The organism is Bradyrhizobium sp. UFLA03-84 (genome assembly GCF_002289535.1).
GTDB classification, from domain to species: domain Bacteria; phylum Pseudomonadota; class Alphaproteobacteria; order Rhizobiales; family Xanthobacteraceae; genus Bradyrhizobium; species Bradyrhizobium viridifuturi.
This window is the reverse complement of the sequence record NZ_NSJY01000014.1, coordinates 234,634-254,952: the sequence shown is the minus strand read 5'-3', so window position 1 is coordinate 254,952 and position 20,319 is coordinate 234,634. Positions and strand designations below refer to the sequence as shown.

17 protein-coding genes are annotated in these 20,319 nt (G+C 65.5%); 3 read left to right on the top strand and 14 right to left on the bottom strand.

The features are described from left to right. Nucleotides 1–14: 14 nt before the first annotated feature. From CK489_RS22835 to CK489_RS22825, 3 genes are all read right to left on the bottom strand, one after another. Nucleotides 15–1,658 carry a benzoate-CoA ligase family protein gene (locus tag CK489_RS22835; protein WP_095733885.1) on the bottom strand — a complete coding sequence of 548 codons (1,644 nt, stop codon included), beginning with the start codon at nt 1,656–1,658 and terminating at the stop codon, nt 15–17. 162 nt (nt 1,659–1,820) lie between these two features. Beyond that, complete coding sequence (locus CK489_RS22830; protein WP_095733884.1) at nt 1,821–2,636, bottom strand: alpha/beta hydrolase; 816 nt, start codon at nt 2,634–2,636, stop codon at nt 1,821–1,823. A gap of 3 nt (nt 2,637–2,639) precedes the next feature. After that, nucleotides 2,640–3,134, bottom strand: a complete 495-nt coding sequence (locus CK489_RS22825) for a MarR family winged helix-turn-helix transcriptional regulator (protein ID WP_050627813.1) — start codon at nt 3,132–3,134, stop codon at nt 2,640–2,642. A 292-nt stretch (nt 3,135–3,426) separates the two neighbouring features. Here CK489_RS22825 and CK489_RS22820 point away from each other — a divergent pair, with 292 nt between their 5' ends. Together CK489_RS22820 and CK489_RS22815 are read left to right on the top strand one after the other, a co-directional pair. Next, a complete protein-coding gene (locus tag CK489_RS22820; RefSeq protein ID WP_095733883.1) occupies nt 3,427–4,593 on the top strand; it encodes an ABC transporter substrate-binding protein in 1,167 nt (388 codons plus the stop codon). Nucleotides 4,594–4,669: 76 nt separating this feature from the next. Next, nucleotides 4,670–5,122 (top strand): cupin domain-containing protein, encoded by a 453-nt coding sequence (locus CK489_RS22815; RefSeq protein ID WP_050627935.1) that lies wholly within the window; start codon nt 4,670–4,672, stop codon nt 5,120–5,122. Nucleotides 5,123–5,294: 172 nt separating this feature from the next. Here the strand turns inward: CK489_RS22815 and CK489_RS22810 are convergent, their stop codons facing one another. The 10 genes from CK489_RS22810 to CK489_RS22765 all read right to left on the bottom strand — a co-directional run bounded on the left by CK489_RS22810 (nt 5,295) and on the right by CK489_RS22765 (nt 18,328). Next, nucleotides 5,295–6,536, bottom strand: coding sequence for a flavin-dependent oxidoreductase (locus CK489_RS22810; protein WP_050627811.1), 1,242 nt, complete (start codon nt 6,534–6,536; stop codon nt 5,295–5,297). Nucleotides 6,537–6,685: 149 nt separating this feature from the next. Then, complete coding sequence (locus CK489_RS22805; RefSeq protein WP_095733882.1) at nt 6,686–7,081, bottom strand: RidA family protein; 396 nt, start codon at nt 7,079–7,081, stop codon at nt 6,686–6,688. A gap of 1 nt (nt 7,082) precedes the next feature. Further along, nucleotides 7,083–7,922, bottom strand: a complete 840-nt coding sequence (locus CK489_RS22800; RefSeq protein WP_050627809.1) for an enoyl-CoA hydratase family protein — start codon at nt 7,920–7,922, stop codon at nt 7,083–7,085. Nucleotides 7,923–7,932: 10 nt separating this feature from the next. Next, entirely contained in the window at nt 7,933–8,712 is a 780-nt protein-coding gene (locus tag CK489_RS22795; RefSeq protein WP_095733881.1) for an SDR family NAD(P)-dependent oxidoreductase, read from the bottom strand. Beyond that, on the bottom strand, nt 8,709–11,024 hold the full coding sequence (locus CK489_RS22790; protein WP_095733880.1) for a bifunctional salicylyl-CoA 5-hydroxylase/oxidoreductase: 2,316 nt from the start codon (nt 11,022–11,024) through the stop codon (nt 8,709–8,711). Before CK489_RS22790 ends, CK489_RS22795 begins: the two co-directional genes overlap by 4 nt. 284 nt (nt 11,025–11,308) lie before the next feature. After that, nucleotides 11,309–12,847, bottom strand: a complete 1,539-nt coding sequence (locus tag CK489_RS22785; protein WP_198961000.1) for a sugar ABC transporter ATP-binding protein — start codon at nt 12,845–12,847, stop codon at nt 11,309–11,311. Beyond that, nucleotides 12,844–13,965 carry an SMP-30/gluconolactonase/LRE family protein gene (locus CK489_RS22780; protein ID WP_095733879.1) on the bottom strand — a complete coding sequence of 374 codons (1,122 nt, stop codon included), beginning with the start codon at nt 13,963–13,965 and terminating at the stop codon, nt 12,844–12,846. The genes CK489_RS22785 and CK489_RS22780 overlap by 4 nt, the downstream gene beginning before the upstream one ends. Then, complete coding sequence (locus tag CK489_RS22775) at nt 13,965–16,103, bottom strand: ABC transporter permease (RefSeq protein ID WP_095733878.1); 2,139 nt, start codon at nt 16,101–16,103, stop codon at nt 13,965–13,967. Before CK489_RS22775 ends, CK489_RS22780 begins: the two co-directional genes overlap by 1 nt. 100 nt (nt 16,104–16,203) lie before the next feature. Continuing rightward, nucleotides 16,204–17,229, bottom strand: coding sequence for a sugar ABC transporter substrate-binding protein (locus CK489_RS22770; RefSeq protein WP_143278204.1), 1,026 nt, complete (start codon nt 17,227–17,229; stop codon nt 16,204–16,206). Nucleotides 17,230–17,302: 73 nt separating this feature from the next. After that, nucleotides 17,303–18,328, bottom strand: a complete 1,026-nt coding sequence (locus tag CK489_RS22765) for an ABC transporter permease (protein WP_244486084.1) — start codon at nt 18,326–18,328, stop codon at nt 17,303–17,305. Between the two features lie 79 nt (nt 18,329–18,407). On the opposite strand from CK489_RS22765, the gene CK489_RS22760 reads away from it, so the two are divergent. After that, the gene (locus CK489_RS22760) at nt 18,408–19,415 is read left to right on the top strand and encodes a LysR family transcriptional regulator (protein WP_245350479.1); all 1,008 of its coding nucleotides are present in this window, start codon (nt 18,408–18,410) and stop codon (nt 19,413–19,415) included. Nucleotides 19,416–19,465: 50 nt separating this feature from the next. Here CK489_RS22760 and CK489_RS22755 read toward each other — a convergent pair whose 3' ends face one another. Then, nucleotides 19,466–20,317, bottom strand: a complete 852-nt coding sequence (locus tag CK489_RS22755; protein ID WP_095733875.1) for an SDR family NAD(P)-dependent oxidoreductase — start codon at nt 20,315–20,317, stop codon at nt 19,466–19,468. Nucleotides 20,318–20,319 lie beyond the last annotated feature (2 nt).

Here is a 20,319-nt window from a genome sequence, read left to right as displayed (position 1 = left end):
CCGTCGCCCTATTCTTAGCTGGCCTCGCGCAGCTTGAAGCGCTGGATCTTCCCGGTCTGGGTCTTCGGCAACGCCTCGACGAAAGCAATCGCGCGGGGATATTTGTACGGCGCGATCGTCGCCTTGACGTGATCCTGCAACAGCTTGACCTCGGTATCGTCACTGCGCGCGCCCTGCTTCAGCACGACGAAGGCTGAAACGATCTGTCCCCGCTCCTCGTCGGGCGCGCCGATCACGGCGCATTCGGCGACATCGGGGTGGCCGAGCAGCGCCGCCTCGACCTCGGGACCGGCGATGTTGTAGCCCGCCGAGATGATCATGTCGTCGGCGCGCGCCACGAAGGACAGCCGGCCGTTTTCATCGCTGACGAAGGCATCGCCGGTGATGTTCCAGCCATCGCGGACATATTTGGTCTGCCGGGAGTCCGCGAGATAGCGGCATCCGGTCGGGCCGCGAACCGCCAGCTTGCCGACCTGCCCCGGCGGCAGCTCGTTCATGTCCTCATCGACGATCTTCGCCTGGTAGCCGGTCACGGGCGTGCCCGTGGTGCCGGCAACGGCGCTGCCGGCGCGGTTGGTGATGAAGATGTGCAGCAGCTCCGTGCTGCCGATGCCGTCGAGGATCGGCTTGCCGGTCTTCTTGGTCCAGCTCTCGAACACCGGCGCCGGCAGCGTCTCGCCGGCCGAGACCGCGAGCCGCAGCGACGACAGATCGGCGCCCTTGTCCATCGCCGCCATCATCGCCCGATAGGCGGTCGGCGCGGTGAAGCAGATCGTCGCCTTGTAGGTCTCGATGATCCTGATCATCTCGCTCGGCGCCGCGTTCTCCAGCAGCGTCGCGGTGGCGCCGAAGCGCAGCGGGAAGATCGCGAGCCCGCCGAGGCCGAAGGTGAATGCCAGCGGCGGCGAGCCGACGAACACATCGTCCGGCGTCACCTTGAGCACTTCCCTGGCGTAGCCATCCGCGACGATCAGGAGATCGCGGTGGAAGTGCATGGTCGCCTTGGGCTCGCCCGTGGTGCCCGACGTGAAGCCGAGCAGCGCGACGTCGTCGCGGCCGGTCTTCACCGCATCGAACTTGACCGGCTTGTTCAGCGCGATCCGGTCGAGCTCGGCGTCATGGTTCGAGGTGCCGTCGAAATTGACGACCTGCTTGAGGAATTTGCTGGTCTTGGCGCAGGCCACCAGCTCATCGGCGATACGGCTGTCGGTCAGTGCCAGCGAGATCTCGGCCTTGTCGACGATCTTGGCCAGCTCGCCCGCGCGCAGCATCGGCATGGTGTTGACGACGACGGCACCGGCCTTGGTCGCCGCGAGCCAGGCCGCGACCAGCGCCGGGTTGTTGCCCGAGCGGATCAGCACGCGATTGCCGGGCTTGACGCCGTAATTCTCCACCAGCGCATGCGCCAGGCGGTTGGACCAGTCGGTCAATTCCTTGTAGGTGCGCTGGCGGCCGTTGCCGATCAGCGCGATGCGATCGCCCATGCCCTGCTCGACGATCCGGTCGGTCAGCTCGACCGCGGCGTTGAGATAGTCGGGATATTTGAATTCCGGCCGGTCGAGCAGCAGCTGCGGCCATTGCTGGAACGGCGGCAGGTTGCGCCGCGCGAAATCGTCGACATGCCCGGATGGGCCGAGCCCGGGAAATTCACCTGACATTCGATTGCCCTCGCTTTCCATCCAGAAAGGCCAAAGACCAACGTCGAGACGACTGATATCGGGGACGCCCGGCAGCGTTCCAATCGCCAATCATTTTATACTTAAAATAATTTGGCGCAAGGGTGGAAATCACTCGGCCGTCGCTGGCGATCCCTCAGAACCTCAGATCTGTGTGAGCTGCTTCAGTCGCGCGACCATCTTCGACTCCGGGTCGGCGAGCGGCGCGATCGCAGTGAAATGATTGGCGTCGGGCACGGTGCCGAACCGCGTGGCAACGCCCGCTCCGCCCCAGAAATCGGCGATGGTCCGGCTCTGCCGGTGATATTCGGCGCTCTCGGCGCCGCCGACGACGGCATCAAGCGTCGTGCCGGCGGGTGCTTTCCAAAGCAGCGGGCTCGCCGCCCTTGCTGCGTCGCGGTCGAGGCCGAGCGCCTTGTTGATGGAGGTGCCGACCAGCGGCTCCAGCTCGAACAGGCCTGATATCGCATAAGCAGCCCTGGCCAGGTTCTTGGGCAGCGATGCATCGTAGGCCGCCCAATCGGTCGCGAGCATGCATGCGGCAAGATGTCCGCCGGCGGAGTGGCCCGACACGACCAGCGGCCGGCCGAGCTTTGCCAGTTCGCGGCACGCCGCACGCATCTCGCCGATGATGTCGCCGACCGAGACGCTTGGGCAGAGATCGTAGCTCGGCACCGCGACGCTGATGCCGTGGCCGTTGAGGCCGCGCGCGCAGTGGCTCGACGACGAGCCGTCGAGCGCCTGCCAGTAACCGCCATGGATGAAGACCACGAGCGGCCCCTCGCGATCACCCTCGAAGAGGTCGATGACGTTGCGCTCGCCCGGTCCATAGCTCAGCCGCCGCGGCTTGTGCTGCTCGCGATAGGCCGCGGAGTCTCGTGCCCAGCCGGCCATGATCGCCGGGTTCTCCGGCACGCGCGCCCGATTGTTGTATTCGACCTCGTAATCGATCCCGCTCACGGCTTAAGCGGTCCGCGCCTTGGCCGAGCGCTGCGCCGAACCCTTGGCCTTGGCAAGCAGCCGCATCAGCTCGCGGATGTCCTTCGGCGAGAGGTCGCCAAAGACATCGGCGATCCACTTCTCGTGCTCGGCCGCCATCTTGCGGAACTCGGCCCGGCCGGTCTTGGTCAGGCGGATGAACTGCACGCGGCGGTCGGTCTCCGAGGTGCGGCGATCGAGATGGCCCGATTCAACCAGGCGCTCGACCAGCCCGGTGACGTTGCCGTTCGACACCATCATCCGCTTCGACAGGTCCGACAGCGTCATGCCGTCGGACACCTTGTCGAGCTGAGCCATCAGGTCGAAGCGCGGCAGGGTGACGTCGAATTTCTCGCGCAGGCGGCTGCGCACCTCGCCTTCGATCAGCGTGGTGCAGGTCAACAGCCGCAGCCACAGCCTGAGCTCGGTGCCGTGATCGTCGGGCAGTTCGACGGCTTTGGTTTCGGAATCGAGGATCATGCGGCGATCGTGCCTCCGCGGCGGGTTTCGGTCGGACCGATTGCTTTGAGCTTCAAGCAATTCGTGGCGCCCTGCAAGGACAATAGCGAATCCGGCCCGGTGCACCGAGGCAATTCTGTAATTTCTTTAAACTTCAAGCAATTGGCGCGGCGCTTGCATGGGGCGCGACAGGCTCGCGAGTTGCGCAGCTGGCAGCCTGACGCAATGCCACATCGCTTGCGGCGGTCGCGCGCGTCAGACTAAGCTGCGACCAAGCTGGAAAGGCATCACGACATTGCTTTGGGGGAGTGACATGAAACAACTGACAAAACTGATGGGATTGGCGGCGCTGCTCGGGATCGCGGCGGCCCCGGCGGCCGCGCAGGAGAAGATCAAGATCGGCGTGCTGGTCACGACCTCGGGACCTGCCGCGGCGCTGGGCCAGCAGGTCCGTGACGGCTTTGCACTCGCGGTCAAGGACCTCGGCGGCAAGATGGCCGGCCGCGATGTCGAGATCATCAACGCCGACGACGAGCTGAAGCCCGACGCTGCCGTGGTCAAGGTGCGCGGCCTGCTCGAGCGCGACAAGGTCGATTTCGTGGTCGGCCCGATCTTCTCCAACATCCTGCTGGCGATCCACCGCCCGGTCACCGACAGCAAGACCTTCCTGATCAGCCCGAATGCTGGTCCCTCCAGCTACGCCGGCAAGGAATGCAACCCGTTCTTCTATGTGACGTCGTACCAGAACGACCAGGTGCACGAGATCCTGGGCAAGGTGGCGCAGGACCGCGGCTACAAGCGCGTCTACCTCCTGGTGCCGAACTACCAGGCCGGCCGCGACTCCGTCGCCGGCTTCAAGCTCGACTACAAGGGCGAGATAACGGAGGAATCCTACACGCCGCTGAACACGCTGGATTTCCAGCCTGAGCTGTCCAAGATCGCCGCGCAGAAGCCGGACGCGCTGTTCACCTTCATGCCGGGTGGCATGGGCGTCAATCTGGTGAAGCAGTACAAGCAGGCCGGCGCCACCGTGCCGGTGCTCTCCGCTTTCACCGTCGACGAATCCACCCTGCCCGCGCAGCAGGACGCCGCGGTCGGCATGTTCGGCGGCGCGAACTGGGCGCCCAACCTCGACAATCCCCAGAGCAAGAAGTTCGTCGCCGCCTATGAAGCAGCCTACAACGGCGTGCCCGGCACCTATGCCATGCAGGCCTATGACGCGGCGCTTCTGATCGACAGCGCGGTGAAGGCCGTGAAGGGCGACCTCTCCAACAAGGACGCGGTCGCGGCGGCGCTGAAGAAGGCCGACTTCACCTCGCTGCGCGGTAACTTCAAGTTCAACAACAACGGCTATCCGATCCAGGATTTCTATCTCACCAAGGTCGCGAAGCGGCCGGACGGCAAATTCCAGACCGAGATCGTCGAAAAGGTGTTCTCGAACTATGGCGACCGCTACGCCAAGGATTGCGCCGCCAAGTAAGCCACAAAGCGTTTTCGAAGTGGACACCGGCTCGCGTGAAGAAAACGCGTCAAGCAAAAGAGAGGGAAACATGACGATGAAAGACGAGATCGCCGGCATCACCCGCGCCAATGAGGGCATCCAGGGCATTTCCTGGGGCATCCTCGGCCAGACCTACGTGCCGAAGAGCCGCACCGAGCATTCGTTCTCCTGGCACGCCACCTTCCCGCCGGGCACCTTCGTGCCGCCGCATATCCATCCCGACCAGGACGAGTATCTCTATATCCTCGAGGGCAAGCTCGATTTCATGCTCGACGGGGCCGACGAATCCGCCACGCCCGGCGACCTGGTGCGGCTGCCGATGGGCAAGCCGCACGGCATCTTCAACAAGTCGCAGCAGACGGCCAAGACGCTGTTCTGGGTGTCGCCGACGCGCCGGCTCTACGACCTGTTCTGGGCGATCCACAACATGAAGGAACAGAACCCGGACGACGTGGTGCGGCTCGCCGCCGAGCACAACATCCACTTCCTGCCGCCGCCTCCCGGCTAGCGTAGGCGCCGGCCTCGCACCGTCATCCTGAGGAGCCGCGAAGCGGCGTCTCGAAGGATGAACGGCCCCGCTGGTGGCCGTCGACCCTTCGAGACGGCCGCGTTGCGGCCTCCTCAGGGTGACGGATCGCAAGTTGCCGCCTCACGAAGAGACGCAATCGTCTCGGCTCAACCTACTGCCGCGCCACCACCCGCGCGGCAAAGCCGGCCTTGGCGGCATAGCCGCGCACGATCGCCTCGCGCGCTTCGTAGTTGAGGATGGTGTCGACGTCGGTAAAGCCCTGTGGAGCGAGCTGCTCGACGGCGTCGATCACGCCCTCCGGTCCGCCGCGGCGGTTGGAGGCGACGATGTCGGCGGTCATCGGCAGCCGCTGCCGCTCATAGGCCGCCAGCGCCTGACGTGGGTGCTCCGATCGCGCCAGCATGTCGGCCAGGCAGCGCGCATCGAGGATGGCCTGCGAGGCACCGTTGGAGCCGACCGGGTACATCGGATGCGCGGCGTCGCCGAGCAGCGTGACGCGGCCGCTCGACCAATAGGGCAGCGGATCGCGGTCGCAGCACGGATACTCCCAGAACTCCGGCGTGGCGTTGATCAGGCCGGTGAAGTCGACCTGCGGGATCGTGAAGCTCGTGACATAGGGCATCATCTCCTCGCGCCGGCCGAGATTGGACCAGCCCTCGCGGCGCGGCGGCGGCGAGGAGCCGTCGCCGATCCGCACCAGCACTGCCCAATTGGTGAGCCGGCTCGCCGGGCTCGAGCCCGGCGCGATCGGGTAGATCACCGCCTTGGCGTTCAGCCCACCGGCGATGATCATTGAGCGTCCGGTCAGGAAGGCCGGCCAGTCCGTGGCGCCGCGCCACAGCATCAGCCCGTTCCAGCACGGCCCGCCCTCGCCCGGGAACAGCGTCTCGCGCACCTTGGAGTGGATGCCGTCGGCGCCGATCAGGATGTCGCCGCGCGCAGTGTGCACATGGGCGCCGCTACGATCGAAGAAATAGGCCGAGACACCGCCCTCGTCCTGGGTGAAGGCGCCGAGCCGGCAGCCGGTGCGGATCGCATCGGCGCCGAGACGGTCGATCACCGCCTGATGGATCACGCTTTGCAGGCGGCCGCGATGGATCGAGAATTGCGGCACGTCGTGGCCGGCATCGAGCCCGCGCTTCTCGTGCCAGACCTGCTGGCCATGCCGCGTCAGATAGAACAGCTCATAGGTGCGGATCGCGACGTCGTCGAGCTTGTCGAGCAGGCCAAGCCCAGCGAGCTCGCGGATCGCATGCGGCAAGGTGTTGATGCCGACGCCGAGCTCGCGGATCGTCTCCGACTGCTCGTACAGCTCGCAAGCGATGCCGCGCGAGCGCAGCATCAGCGCAGTGGTGAGGCCACCGATTCCGCCACCGACGATAATCGCCTTCATCGTCCCTTACTCCACTCACAACAGGACGCATTTACGCTTTCGCCTAGGGTCGCATGCCGGCTCGTCCGGCCGCAAGCGGCTTTGTCGCCCCTACTTCCTCCGCTGCGGCCAAGTGTCCCCAAGGGTTAACGTTTCAGCCGCCGGAACAGTTAATCCGGCACCACCGCGATCGCCTGGATTTCCACCTTCGCGCGATCCTCGATCAGGCCGGCAACCTGGATCGCGGTCATCGCCGGAAAGTGCCGGCCGATGACGTCGCGATAGACGGAGCCGATCTCCTTCAGCCGCGCCGAGTATTCCTTGCGGTCAAGCAGGAACCAGGTCATCGACACGATGTGCTCGGGTCTCGCCCCGCCGGCAGCCGCGACCGCGACGATGTTGCGCAGGGTCTGGCCGATCTGCGCCACGAGATCGTCGGTCTCGAACACGCATTGCCCGTTCCAGCCGATCTGGCCCGCGATGAAGAGCTGCTTGCCGCGTGCGGCCATGCCGTTGGCGTAGCCGATCGGCTTCGCCCATCCTTCCGGTTGCAGGATCTCGATCATCTCAATTGCCCTCGAACGCCGGCTTCTTCTTGGCAGCGAAGGCCTCGAAGGCACGGCGGAAGTCGCCCGTCACCATGCAGATCGCCTGCGCCTGGGCTTCGGACTCGATCATCTCGTCGACGCCCATCGCCCATTCCTGGTTGAACATCGTTTTCGTCACGCCATGCGCGAACCACGGTCCATCCGCGAGCGAGCGTGCCATCTCTTGCGCGGCAGCCGCGAGCTCGGCCGGTGGCACCAGGCGGTTGTGGAAGCCCCAAGCAAAGCCTTCGTCGGCGCTCATCGCGCGCCCCGTATAGAGCAGATCGGCGGCGTGGCCCTGCCCGATCACGCGCGGCAGCAGCCCGCACGCGCCCATGTCGGCGCCGGCAAGGCCGACCCGGGTGAACAGGAATGCGGTCTTGGCCTGCGGCGTCGCCAGCCTGAGGTCGGACGCCAGCGCCAGCATCGCGCCGGCGCCGGCGCAGATGCCGTCGATCGCGGCGACGATGATCTGCGGGCATTTGCGCATCGCGCGCACCACCTCGCCGGTCATCCGGGTGAAGGCGAGCAGGTCCGGCATCGCCATCCGCGTCAACGGCTCGATGATCTCGAACACATCGCCGCCGGAGCAGAAATTGCCGTCGGCGCCGGTCAGTACGATGGCGCGGACATCGGAGGCAGATTTGAGGTTGGTGAAGAGGTCGCGCAGCTCCTCGTAGGATTCGAAGGTCAGCGGGTTCTTCTTGTCCGGCCGGTTCAGCGTAATGGTCGCGACACGACCGCTCGCATCCGTCGACCAGCGGAAGTGCTTTGCGGGATAATCCTTGAACGGCCGGAGCTTTGCTTTCATCTCGGACATGATTTTTTCCTCACCCGGTAAAGACTTCGCCGCCGGCGATTGCGACGGCTTGTCCGTTGACTGACGATGCCCCCTCGGAGGCAAGCCAGAAGATGGCGTCGGCGACCTCCTCCGGCGTGACCAGCCGCTGCATCGGATTGACTTTTGCGAGCGCGGCCCGCGCCTCCTGCTCGCTGCGTCCGGTCTTGGCGACGATGTTGGCGGCGGCATCCGCTACCAGCGGCGTGTCGGTATAACCGGGGCAGACCGCATTCACGGTGACGCCGCGCCGGGCATATTCCAGCGCCAGCGAGCGCGTCAGCCCGATGACGCCGTGCTTCGCCGCGACATAGGCCGAAACGTAAGCGTAACCCGTGAGACCGGCGGTCGAAGCGACATTGATCACGCGGCCGCGGCCGCGCTGCGCCATCCCGGGCAGCACAGCCTGCGTCACCAGGAACACGCTGGAGAGATTGCTGGCCAGCATATCGGCCCACAGCGCCGCGTTCGTCTTGTCGAACGGCGCGCTGCCGGCCTTGCCGGCATTGTTGACGAGGATATCGATCGGGCCGGCCGCGGCCTCGATCTCAGCGACCCCCTTGGTCACCGCGGCTTCGTCGGTTACGTCGATCGACACGACGGCACCCGACTGCTTGCCGAGCGACGCCGCGGTCGCCTTCAGCGCCTCGATCCGGCGCCCGGCGATGCTGACGCGCACGCCAGCCTTTGCGAGCGCGATCGCCGTCGCGGCGCCGATGCCGGAGCCGGCACCGGTGACCAGCGCATGTGCGCTGGGCCAGAACCTCGTCATGCCTTTCCTCCTGCGGCCGCGCGTTCGAGATTGGCCTCATATTGCGACTTGCCCGACTGATACTGTTTCGGCCAGGCGATCTGCTTGACGCCGATCTTGGCGGCCTCATGCAGCGTCCAGGCCGGATCGGCGAGATGCGGCCGCGCGATGGCGCAGAGATCAGCGCGGCCGGCTGCGATGATCGAGTTGGCGTGGTCGGCCTCCGAGATCGCGCCGACCGCGATGGTGGCGATACCGACCTCGTTGCGGATCTTGTCGGCGAACGGCGTTTGGTAGAGCCGGCCATAGATCGGATGGTCGTCGGCCCAGACCTGCCCCGACGAACAGTCGATCAGGTCCGCACCGGCTTGCTTGAACAGTTTCGCGAAAGCGAGCGCGTCCTCGGGCGTGTTGCCGCCCTCGGCCCAGTCGTGACAGGACAGGCGGACCGACATCGGCTTGTCCTCCGGCCACACCGCGCGGACGGCGCGGAACACTTCCAGCGGATAACGCGCGCGGTTCTCGATCGATCCGCCATACTCGTCGGTGCGGCGGTTGGTCAGCGGCGACAGGAAGCTCGACAGCAGATAGCCGTGGGCGCAGTGCAGCTCCAGAATATCGAAGCCCGCGCTCGCGGCGCGCCTGGCGGCGGCAACGAACTGCTCGCGCACCTCGTCCATCTCGGCGCGGCTCATCGGCTCCGGCACCTGGCCGTCCGGCAGGTAAGGTACCGATGAGGCCGACACCAGTGGCCAGTTGTGGTCCGGCAGCGGCTCGTCCATGCCCTCCCAGGCGACGCGGGTCGAGCCCTTGCGGCCGGCATGGCCGAGCTGGATGCCGATCTTCGCTTCCGAATTGCGATGCACGAAGTCGACGATGCGTTTGTAGGCCGTGCCTTGCGCGTCGTTCCACAACCCGCAGCAGCCGGGCGTGATCCGGGCCTCCGGCGAGACGCAGGTCATCTCGGTGAACAACAGGCCAGCGCCGCCGAGCGCGCGCGAGCCGAAATGCACCAGATGGAAATCGTTCGGCACGCCCTCCTCCGCCGAATACATCGCCATCGGCGAAACGATGATGCGGTTATGCAGTGACAGGCCACGGATGTGGAACGGCGTCAGCATCGGCGGCGTGACGCGGTCGTTGGTGGCGGGCACACCGTTGCGCTCGGCGAACCAGCGCTCATAGCCCTCGAGCCAGGTCTTGTCGCGCAGCCGCAAATTCTCGTGACTGATCCGCTGCGAGCGGGTCAGCAGCGAGTACATGAACTGCTCGGGCTCCAGCGTGTCGGCATAGCGCGAGCCGACCACCTCGAACCATTCCATCGCGTTGCGCGCCGCATTCTGGATTCGCGCCACATCGACGCGTCGCAGTTCCTCGTAAGCCTTGAGCACCGCGGGGATGCTGTCCTTGGTCGCGCCGTGGATCTTGAACTGGTTGGTGAGCTCGATCGCATCTTCGAGCGCCAGCTTGGTACCCGAGCCGATCGCGAAATGCGCGGTATGGGCGGCATCGCCCATCAGCACGACATGGCTGTTGCCGTTGAACGCAGTCCACTTGCCGCAGATCAGCCGCGGAAACGACAGCCACGCCGAGCCGCGCAGATGCCGCGCGTTGGAGACCAGGTGATGGCCCTTAAGGATCTCACTGAACACGTTCTCGCAGAACGCGATGGAGTCGCCCTGCTCCATCTTGTCGAGGCCGTGGGCGAGATAGGCCTCCTCGGTGGTCTCGACGATGAAGGTCGCCGCGCCGTCCTCGAACTTATAGATATGCGCCTGGAACCAGCCGTGCTCGGTCTTGCGGAAATCGAAGGTGAAGGCATCGAACGGGCGGTTGGTGCCGAGCCAGATATAGCGGTTCGGCCGCATCAGCATGTCCGGCTGGAACGTCTCGGCATATTTGACGCGAACCTTCGAGTTCACGCCGTCGCACGCCACTATCAGGTCCGCATCGGGGAATTCGAGATCGGAATTGACCTCGCGCTCGAAGATCAATTCGACGCCGAGCTCCTCGGCCCGTGCCTGCAGGATGTTGAGCAGCCGCTTGCGGCCGATGCCGACGAAGCCGTGCCCGGTGGTGCGCATGCGGCGGCCCTTGATCAGGACCTCGATGTCGTCCCAGTGATTGAAGGCCTGCTCGATCGTGTCGGCGGTGACCGGGTCCCATTTGCGCATGTTGTCCATGGTCGCATCCGAGAACACCACGCCGAAGCCGAACGTGTCATAGGGCCGGTTGCGTTCGACCACGGAGATGACGTGCGAGGGATCCAGCATCTTCATCAGGATGCCGAAATAAAGCCCGGCCGGCCCGCCTCCAATGCAAACGATGCGCATGGCGCTCTCCCGTTGGGTTCGGCGGCCGGGGCGTTTACTCCAGCGGGCCGATGGGGAGATAATATTTTATACTTAAAATAATTGTCAAGGGCAGGTTTGGCCGCACCACAACCGTCGTCCCTGCGAAGCAGGGACCCATAACCCCAGGCCTTTGTTGTTGAAATTAGGCCGCGGCCCCAGCGCTGCAAAACAACAGCGATTGGTGGCTATCGGTCCCTACTCCCGTGCGCAATTGCGCACCGGGGAATGACGATGGAGAGAAGTCGGGGCCGACGTCGCGGCCTTCAATGCACGGCGGCGTACAGGATCTTGTCCTGGGTCGCGTCCGCCGCGTCGAACTCGGCGACGATGCGGCCGGTGCGGGCGACCAGGATGCGATCGGACACCGCGAGGATCTCCGGCAGGTACGACGAGATCACCACCACCGCCTTGCCCTCGTCGGCGAGGCGGCGGATTTCGCCGTGGATGTGCGGGATGGTGCCGACATCGACGCCGCGCGTCGGCTCGTCGAAGAAGATGATCGAGGGCTCCTGCACCAGGGTCTTGGCCAGCACCACCTTCTGCTGGTTGCCGCCGGACAGCTCGATGATCCTGGCCTTGCGCTGCAGCGCGCTGATCTTCAGCCGGTCGACCCAGTAATTGGCAAGCTTGCTGCGCTTTGCGCGCGACAACAGGAAGCTCCAGCCCTTCTTTGTAGCGAGGCTGCCGATATAGACGTTGTCGTCGACCACCATGGTCTCGAAGAAGCCGTTGGCCTTGCGGTCCTCGGTGATGTAAGCGATGCCGTCGTTGATCGCCTGCCGCGGCACGCGGTAGCGGATCGGCTTGCCGCGCAGCCGGATGGTGCCGCCGTTGACCAGATTGCGCTTCAGCGCGCCGTAGACGATCTTGGCGATCTCGGTGCGGCCGGAGCCGATCAGGCCGGCGATGCCGACCACCTCGCCGGCATAGACCGAGAACGACATGTTCTTGACCGCCATGCCCATGGTGACGTTCTCGACCGTCAGCACCTTCTCGCGGCGCTGATGGGTCTTGGCCTTGCCGCCATAGACCGCCTGCGCCACCTCGCGCCCGACCATGTGCTGCACCAGCGCGTCGCGGGTCAGCTGCTTGGCGGGCGCGGTGATCACCAGCTTGCCGTCGCGCAGTACGGTGATGCGGTCGGCGATCTGCAGCGATTCCTCCAGTGCATGCGAGATGTAGATGATGGAGACGCCGCGGGCGCGCAGGTCGCGCACCAGATGGAAGAAATGGACGATCTCCTCCGGCGTCAGCGATGCGGTCGGCTCGTCGAAGATGATGATGCGCGCCTTGTTGTAGATCGCGCGCGCGATCTCCACCATCTGCTTCTTGGCGGTGCCGAGCAGCGCCACCGGAGTAGCCGGATCGACGTGGAAGTTGAGCGACTGCAACAGCTGCTGGGCCTGGATGTTCAGCGTGCGGAAGCGCGTCAAGAGCTTCTCGTTGCCGAGCTCGATGTTCTGCGCCGCGGTCATGGTCGGCACCAGGCTGGTCTCCTGATAGACCATGCAGATGCCGGCATCGAGCGCGTCGCGCGGCTGCTCGAAATTGGCAGGCTTCCCGTCCAGCAGATAGTCGCCCGAAGTGAGATTGATCGCGCCCGCGATCGCCTTGCACAGCGTCGACTTGCCGGCGCCGTTCTCGCCGACCAGCGCATGCACCTCGCCGGGATAGAGATCGAAATTGACGCCTTCGATGGCGTGGACGCCGCCATAGATCTTGGAGCCGTTGCTGATCCGCAGCACCGGCTCGCGGGCTGCGGACTGGGTCGCGGTCGCTGCCTGTATCACGCCGTCATTCATCGCAGCTCTCCCGTGTAGCGCAACAGCCGTCCGGCGCCGCGCGCCGCGATCACGATGCCCGAAGGCGTCGCGCAGGCGGCGGTGATGCCGTGGAAACGGCCGCCGGCACGGCTGTGCAGGCTGTCGGTCGCATCGCCCTCGGCATCGAGATGCGCCAGCAGGCCATAGGAGCGCGGCGGCGCCCATGGCTTCTGGATGCCGAGCGCCTTGACGCTGCCAATCTGCATCGGCTCCAGGCAATCGCTGCCGCCGACCAGCGCCGGCGCCACCCAGTAATCGGGCGGCATCGTCGCCATCATCTCCTCGCGGAAATCGTCTTCCTTGAGCACGAACTCGATCAGATGGGTGCGGCGCGCGAACATGCCGAGCAACAGCCCGCCATGACCGTCGGGACGCAGCCGCGCCGGATAGCCCGGCATGTTGGCGGCGACGGTCTCGCGCGGGCCAAGCCCGCCCGCAGTGAGCGCGAACCGGCTGAGGCGGTGCGCCCAGCTCTCGGTGAGCCACAGGCTGTTGCCGTCGGCCGATACCATCACGCCATAGGGATATGGCAGGTCGCGCAGCAGCACCTGCGGATGGTCGAGGCCGGCGCCGCAGCCGATCAGGCGGCCATTGGCCCGCTTCTCCATCAGATCGTGCCGCCACTCGCTCGGGCGGCGACCGATGCTGCCTTCGACCGCATAGATGCGGCCATCGGGCGCCGCCGTGACCGACAACAACCCCGTGAGCGCGCTGCCGCCGACCGCATCCAGCCAGCGCGGCGCGGGCTTTGCGGGATCGATCGCGGCAAGCCCCCTGCCCGCGACGCAGACCAGCAGGCGGCCGTCCGGATGCAGCGCGAGGCCGCCGGCATCGTCCTCGAACTCGGCGACGACAGTGCGGGTCGAGAAATCCGCGCCGCTGAGCTTCAGCACCTTTCGGCCCGCGGAGACATAGACCGCGCCGTCGCCGGCGGCGATCACGTCGTCGATGCCGGGCAGCGGCTCGCCGATCGGCACCGCGGTGTCGAGCCGGTCGTTCGGGCTCAGTGCGCCGTCGAGCGGCGGGATCGCGTTCTGGCCGCCGTCGCGGTCGACGACGCTGCGGATGTCGCGCAGCAGATGATCGAAGAATCCCATTATTTCGTCACCCTGCTTTTCGCGCCCCAATAGGCATCGTAGCCGGTCCAGCTGTCGTCGACGCCGTCGAGCTTGATGCGGCCGATCCGGTTGTTCTCGAGCCCGCCGAGATAGAGATAGCCTTGGTGCTCGCGCATCGACGTCAGGGTCGAATGCGAGATGCCGGTCGGGTCCCACCACGACTCCAGCGCCTCGCCCTTCTCGTTGAACTTCAGCACGCAGCCATGGTTGAGCGCCGGCGCCAGCCACTCGTCGGTCGGCACCTGCTTGACCATGCGCAAGCGGAAGCCGGGCTTTCGCGCGGCGAGGTCGAAGGTCGGGGTGCGGATGCCGACCAGCGCCAGCCAGTAGGTGCCGTCGGAGGCGCGGTTGATGTTGTCCGGGTTGCCCGGCAACTCGTCCATCAGCACTTCGGTCTTGCCCTTGTTCGGCCCGTCGATCCAGTGCCGGAACACCTTGCACAGCGAGGTCGACGCGATCAGGATCGACTTGCCGTCGTGGGAGACGCAGATCCCGTTCGGGAAATAGAAGTGGTTGATCACCGTGCGCGTGGTCTTGGTCGCCGGATCGTAGCAGACCACGCGGCCATTCGGCCGGCCCTCGAGGATGTCGAGGGTGTTGGTGGTCATCTCGTAGCGCGTGGTGCAGTCGCTGAAATAGATCTTGCCGTCGGGCGCGATGTCGAGGTCGTCGGCCATGCGCAGGCGCGAGTCGTCGTTCAGCTTGTACCAGGTGCGGTTGGTCTCGTCGGTGACCTTGAAGATGCGGCCATCGGGCGCGACGCCGTAGACGCCCATGCCTGCCACCGCGACGATCAGGTTCTCGTCGCGATCGAACTGCATGCCGAGCGGCCGCCCGCCGATATGGGCGAACACCTCGCGGGTTTCGAAGTTCGGCCCGGAGAAGCGGATCACATTGCCGTCGCGGGTCGAGCCGTAGAGCCGGCCCTGGCGGTCGAGGATGACGTCCTCGGGGCCTTCGACCTGGTCGACGCCGATCGCCTGCGCCTTGATCAGCCGGTCGTTCTGCGCATAGGGCGAGGCTGAGCCGGGCTGCACCGCCGGCGCCGAGGCCAGCGGCACGAAGGCCGGATTGACATAGATCTTCTGGATCGCCTTGCCGCGGTTCTTCGACCATTTGACGTCGATGCCGACGGCCGCGAGCAGGATCATGCCGGTCACCGCCGAGGTGACGTAGCCCGGGATGCCCATGCGCACGAGGCCGTTGATCAGCAGGAAGATGATCAGCGCGCCGATCATCGCCCGCCACACCGTGCCCTTGCCGCCGGCCAGCGACACGCCGCCGAGCACCACGGCCGTGAGCGCCTGGAATTCCCAGCCGACACCGGTGGTGGAATCCGTCGAGGCCTGCCGTGCCGCATAGAAGATGCCGCTCGCCGCGCACAGCGTGCCCGACAGCACATAGGTCATGAACAGCATCAGGCGGACGCGGATGCCGGCATGACGCGCCGCCTTGCGGCTGGCGCCAATCGCGGTGAGATGCCAGCCATAGCGCGAGCGCGACAGGAAGATGTGGCAGATCAAGAGCACCACGAACAGCGTCGCCGCATTGACGGGAATGCCGAGCACGCTGCCGCCGCCGATGAAATCCCAGGCGTCGCTCTCGACCGAGTTGGTCGCGAACACCTGAGCGTAGGAGGTGTTGAGCAGGTTGACCGAGGCGCGCAGGATGATCAGCGTCACCAGCGTGGTCAGGAACGGCCGCGTCTTCAGGAAGCCGATCAGGAAGCCGTTGATGCTGCCGAGCAGTGCGCCGACCAAGAGCGTCGCCGGCACCGCGAGGCCGACCGGCCATTCGCGCACCAGGAGGAAATACAGCGCCGCGAAATTGCACAGCGCAAAGATCGCGCCGACCGAAAGGTCGATGCCGCCGGTGACGAGGCAGAAGCCCATCGCCAGCGCGACGAAGCCGAATTCGGCGAACAGCCGCAGCAGCGACACCGAGTTCTGCACCGAGGCGTAGTCGGGAATGGTGAACGCGAAATAGGCCCACAGCCCGATCATCACGGTGAACGGAACGACTGGCTCAAACCACTGTTTCAGCAACAGCTCCGACAGCAGAAGCCGGGGTGAAAACCGCCGCACCGACGCGGCAAAGGAATCAACTGCCATCGACATCGTTCAAAGCACTCCCTCGATCCGGTTTCACGTGTCCGGATTCTGATCCTTGTCACAGCCGGCGCGGGAATGCCCCCCGCGCCGGCTGCCCCGCGCCTTGTTAGTTTTTCTTGGGTAGCGCGAAACAGGTGCCGCCGAGCGAGGCGTTCGACTTATCGATCCAGATCGGCCGCGTGTAGTAAGACAGGTTCTTCGTGCCGGGCTTGTCGCCGGACATCAGCAGGGTTTCGGCCGCGAACATCAGATCGTGGCCCTGCTCGGTCGCCTTGTAGCTGAGGAACTTGCTGAAATTGCCCGATGTGACCTGGTCGCAATCGAGCTGCGAGCCCTCGCCCGAGGCGAACACCTTGACGTCGTCGATCTTGCCGGCGTTGCGGATCGCTTGCGCGGCCCCCGACTCCATGATGCCCCAGAAGCCGATCGAGGCGCAGAGATCGGGATGCTGCTGGATCACGGTCGCGGTGATGTTGAGCGCGGTGTTGGCGTCCCAGTTCGCCGCCTGGTTCGACACCACCTTGATGTTCGGGTCCTTGTTCAGGACATCCATGATGGCGCCGACCTGGTCGACGCTGGCAGCCGCGGTCAATTCGCCCTGCACGATCTGCACCTTGCCTGACTTGCCGGAGCCTGTGCCGCAGGCCTTGACGGCTTCGTTGGCGAGCATCCTGCCGATCTCGCGCCAGTCGACGCCGACGAAGGCGCCGGACTTGTAGTTCGAGGCCATGTTGACCTGGATCACATGCGTGCCCTGGGCCTCGGCGCGCTTGAGATCCTTCATCAGCAGCGTCACGCTTGGGTTCTGCACGATCAGGACGTCGGGCTTCTGGTCGACCAGCGCGGTCAGCGCCTGCTGCATGGCGGACGGATTGTTGTTGGGATCGCGCACGACATATTTCATGCCGCGCCACTCGGCCTCTTCCTGCACCACGCGGCCCCATTCGTCCGACAACGGCACGCCGAGCGCGATCGGCAGATAGGCGATGGTCTTGCCCTGCAGCGACTTGTCGTAGGCGGCGCGCAATTCGCGCCCGGCCTTGGTGCCTTCATCCTGCGCCGATGCCGCGAACGGCATGGCGGCAACCGCCACTCCGGCGAGCAGGATCGTCCAGAACTTCGTCGTCTTCATCGTCTCCTCCACAAGAAATTCTTTTGATTGATTTGGATTTGTTATGATTGATTTTGGCGCGGGGACACTCGTTTCAGTCGCCTTGCCGCGCGGTCTCCTCGTCGCGGGGATGCAGCCAGTTGTCGAGCACGATCGCCGCCAGCAGCACCACGCCCTTGATGATGTTCTGCACCTCGCTGTTGACGTCCATGATGGTGAAGGCGTTGAGCAGCGTGCCGATCAGGATGCAGCCGACCACGACGCTGAACACGCTGCCGCGGCCGCCGATCAGGCTGATGCCGCCGATCACGACGACCAGCACGACGTCGAAGATCATGGTCCCCTGCGTGATCGCCATCTGCATGCTGCCCGTGGTGCCGACCCAGACCAGGCCTGCAATCCAGGCGAGCAGCGCAACCAGCACGTGCTCGAGCACGATCAGCGGCCGCAGCGGAATGCCGGTCAGCCGCGCCGCCTCCGGATTGTCGCCCTGCGCATAGATGAAGCGGCCGACCGAGGTGCGCGACAGGAACAGGTGCATCGCGATCGCCGCGATCGCGAACACCAGGATTGGAACCGGGATGCCGAACAGCCGTCCGGCGCCGAGATACATCAGGCCCGGCGCGTCCTTTGGCGCGTAGACCACCCAGGCCGGCGCGATCCAGAATGCGAGGCCATAGATCACGAAGCCGGCGGCCAGCGTCACGAACAGCGCCGGCGCCTCGACGAAGGCGACCATCACGCCGTTCACGACGCCGATCAGCACCGCGATTGCCAGCGCCAGCAGTACCGCCGTGAAAACGGGCATGCCGTTCTGCATGTAGATCAACGCGATCGCCCAGGAACCGGCCATGATAGCGACCTCGGAGAGGTCGATGCCGCGACTGATCACGATCAGCCCCATGCCGAGGCCGAGCACGCCGAGGATGGAAATACTGCGCAATAGATTGAGCAGATTGGAGACGGTGGCAAAGCCGTTCAGCGTCAGGCCGAACACCACCAGCAGCGCGATCGTGATCAGGAGCACGATCTGCTCCTGGCTCGGCTTTGCGAACATTGAGCCCGAGCGAGATGATGCCGCAGGGACAGCAACGCCGCGCGATGGCGATTGCACGCTCATCGTTTCCTCCAGGTATTATTTTGCTTGAGACTTTAAGAGTGCCGACTGATATTCGTCAAATGCATTCGACGGATACGGATTGATTATTTCCATGCATGTGCGCGATATCGATCTGAACCTGTTCGTGGTGTTCGACGCGATCTATTCCGAGGGCGGCGTCAGCCGCGCCTGCTTCCGCCTCAACCTGACGCAGCCCGCGGTGAGCCATGCGCTGAGCCGGCTGCGCGCGATGTTCAACGATCCGCTGTTCGTGCGCCGCCATCACGTGATGACGCCGACCCCGCTGGCGCGCCAGATCATCACCACGGTGCGCCAGGCGCTCAACGGCCTCGAGACGACGCTGACCCACACCAACCGCTTCGATCCGGCCAGGACGCCGAAGCGGTTCGTGATCGGCCTGCGCAACAATCTGGAGGCGCCGATTCTGAGCGCGCTGATCAACCGGATCAGCAGCCTCGCGCCGCTGGTCGAGATCGCCACCGTGCGCAGCGAGCGCAACAACCTGGAGCGTGAGCTTGCCGCCGGCACGCTCGACGTCGCGATCGACACGCTGTTGCCGCTCTCGACCGAGGTGCGGCGCGAGCAGATCCTGACCGAGCATATCGCGGTGTTCGCCCGCCGCGGCCATCCCGAGCTCGGCACGCGGCTCGACAAGAAGGCTTATCTGCGCATGGAGCATGTCTGCGTGACGTCGCGGCGCAGCGGCCTGTCGTTCGAGGACTTCCAGTTCCAGCGCCTCGGCCTGACGCGCACCGTTCGCCTGACCTGCCAGAATTTCGCGACCGCCTGCCACGTCGTGAGCCGCAGCAGCATGCTGCTGACGGCGTCGGAAAGCGCAGCTTCCGTGCTGGAGGACCCCGGGCTGCTGCAGTGCTTCCCCTGCCCGTTCCCGATCAGCCCGCACGTCAATTATCTCTATTGGCATGCCACCGCCGAGGGCGACACCACCAATCAATGGCTGCGCGAGCAACTGCGCGCCGCCGCCGCGCTGCTGGCCGGCAGCCGCTTCGGCAAGAAGAGCCGCCGTGCAGCAAAGACGGGCCCGAAGGTGGCGCTTCCGATTCCGACCAGCATCGCCGCCGAGTAGCGATGCGCTTCACCTCGCGCCGCCTGCGGCGAGAGGTGCAGCAGTCCCCGCTACATCCCGCTCAGCCCGCTATCCACCGCCAGCGTCTGTGCTGTGACATAGACGCTTTCGTCCGACATGAAGAACAGCACGGCATAGGCGATCTCCCACGCCGTCGCCTGGCGGCCGAACGGGACCTGGCTCTTGCCGCGCGACGGCCGGCCGGCGCCGGCCTCGCGGCCGTTCGGCGTGTCGACCAGCCCGGGATAGACCAAATTGGCGCGGATGCCGCGCCGCGCACCGGTATGCGCGATGTTGCGCATCAGGCCGCCGAGCGCCGCCTTGGAGGAATCGTACACCGCCATCTGCGATCCTGCCTTCAGCGCCGCGATCGAGGAGATGAAGACGATCGAGCCGCCGTCGTCGAATTTCGGCAACGCGGCGCGGCAGCACAGCATCGGGCCGCGGACGTTGACGTCGTAGATCCGGTTCCACTCCTCGGCGCTGACATTGTCGAGCCCGGTCTTGCCGAAGGTGCCGATGTTCAGCACCATGCCGTCGAGCCCACCCATGCCTTGATGCGCCTCATCAATCATCCTGATGACGTCGGCCTCCCTGGTGACATCAGCGGCGATCGAAAAACCTCGGCCGCCGTCGGCCGCGATCCGCGCGACCGTGTCGTCGGCGGAGGCGCGGTTGAGGTCGGCGACCGCGACCTGCGCGCCCTCGCGTGCGAACAGCAGGCTCATGGCGCGGCCGTTGCCGATCGGATCGGTCGCGGCATCGAACACGCGCTGGCCGCCGCCGACCACCAGGATGCGGCGGCCGTTGAGGCGTCCCCTGCCCGGCGCCGAGCCCGACGATTCCGCACTCAAGGGACGGACGTAGCGCTCAGGCTTGGCCTCTTGCGAAGTCTCCGACATCC

What these genes read in the sequence shown, in the direction of transcription:
- CK489_RS22835 (WP_095733885.1), bottom strand. Translation starts at nt 1,658, where the DNA reads ATGTCAGGTGAATTTCCCGGGCTCGGCCCATCCGGGCATGTCGACGAT.
- CK489_RS22825 (WP_050627813.1), bottom strand. Translation starts at nt 3,134, where the DNA reads ATGATCCTCGATTCCGAAACCAAAGCCGTCGAACTGCCCGACGATCAC.
- CK489_RS22820 (WP_095733883.1), top strand. Translation starts at nt 3,427, where the DNA reads ATGAAACAACTGACAAAACTGATGGGATTGGCGGCGCTGCTCGGGATC.
- CK489_RS22815 (WP_050627935.1), top strand. Translation starts at nt 4,670, where the DNA reads ATGAAAGACGAGATCGCCGGCATCACCCGCGCCAATGAGGGCATCCAG.
- CK489_RS22810 (WP_050627811.1), bottom strand. Translation starts at nt 6,536, where the DNA reads ATGAAGGCGATTATCGTCGGTGGCGGAATCGGTGGCCTCACCACTGCG.
- CK489_RS22805 (WP_095733882.1), bottom strand. Translation starts at nt 7,081, where the DNA reads ATGATCGAGATCCTGCAACCGGAAGGATGGGCGAAGCCGATCGGCTAC.
- CK489_RS22800 (WP_050627809.1), bottom strand. Translation starts at nt 7,922, where the DNA reads ATGTCCGAGATGAAAGCAAAGCTCCGGCCGTTCAAGGATTATCCCGCA.
- CK489_RS22795 (WP_095733881.1), bottom strand. Translation starts at nt 8,712, where the DNA reads ATGACGAGGTTCTGGCCCAGCGCACATGCGCTGGTCACCGGTGCCGGC.
- CK489_RS22790 (WP_095733880.1), bottom strand. Translation starts at nt 11,024, where the DNA reads ATGCGCATCGTTTGCATTGGAGGCGGGCCGGCCGGGCTTTATTTCGGC.
- CK489_RS22785 (WP_198961000.1), bottom strand. Translation starts at nt 12,847, where the DNA reads ATGAATGACGGCGTGATACAGGCAGCGACCGCGACCCAGTCCGCAGCC.
- CK489_RS22780 (WP_095733879.1), bottom strand. Translation starts at nt 13,965, where the DNA reads ATGGGATTCTTCGATCATCTGCTGCGCGACATCCGCAGCGTCGTCGAC.
- CK489_RS22775 (WP_095733878.1), bottom strand. Translation starts at nt 16,103, where the DNA reads ATGTCGATGGCAGTTGATTCCTTTGCCGCGTCGGTGCGGCGGTTTTCA.
- CK489_RS22770 (WP_143278204.1), bottom strand. Translation starts at nt 17,229, where the DNA reads ATGAAGACGACGAAGTTCTGGACGATCCTGCTCGCCGGAGTGGCGGTT.
- CK489_RS22765 (WP_244486084.1), bottom strand. Translation starts at nt 18,328, where the DNA reads ATGAGCGTGCAATCGCCATCGCGCGGCGTTGCTGTCCCTGCGGCATCA.
- CK489_RS22755 (WP_095733875.1), bottom strand. Translation starts at nt 20,317, where the DNA reads ATGTCGGAGACTTCGCAAGAGGCCAAGCCTGAGCGCTACGTCCGTCCC.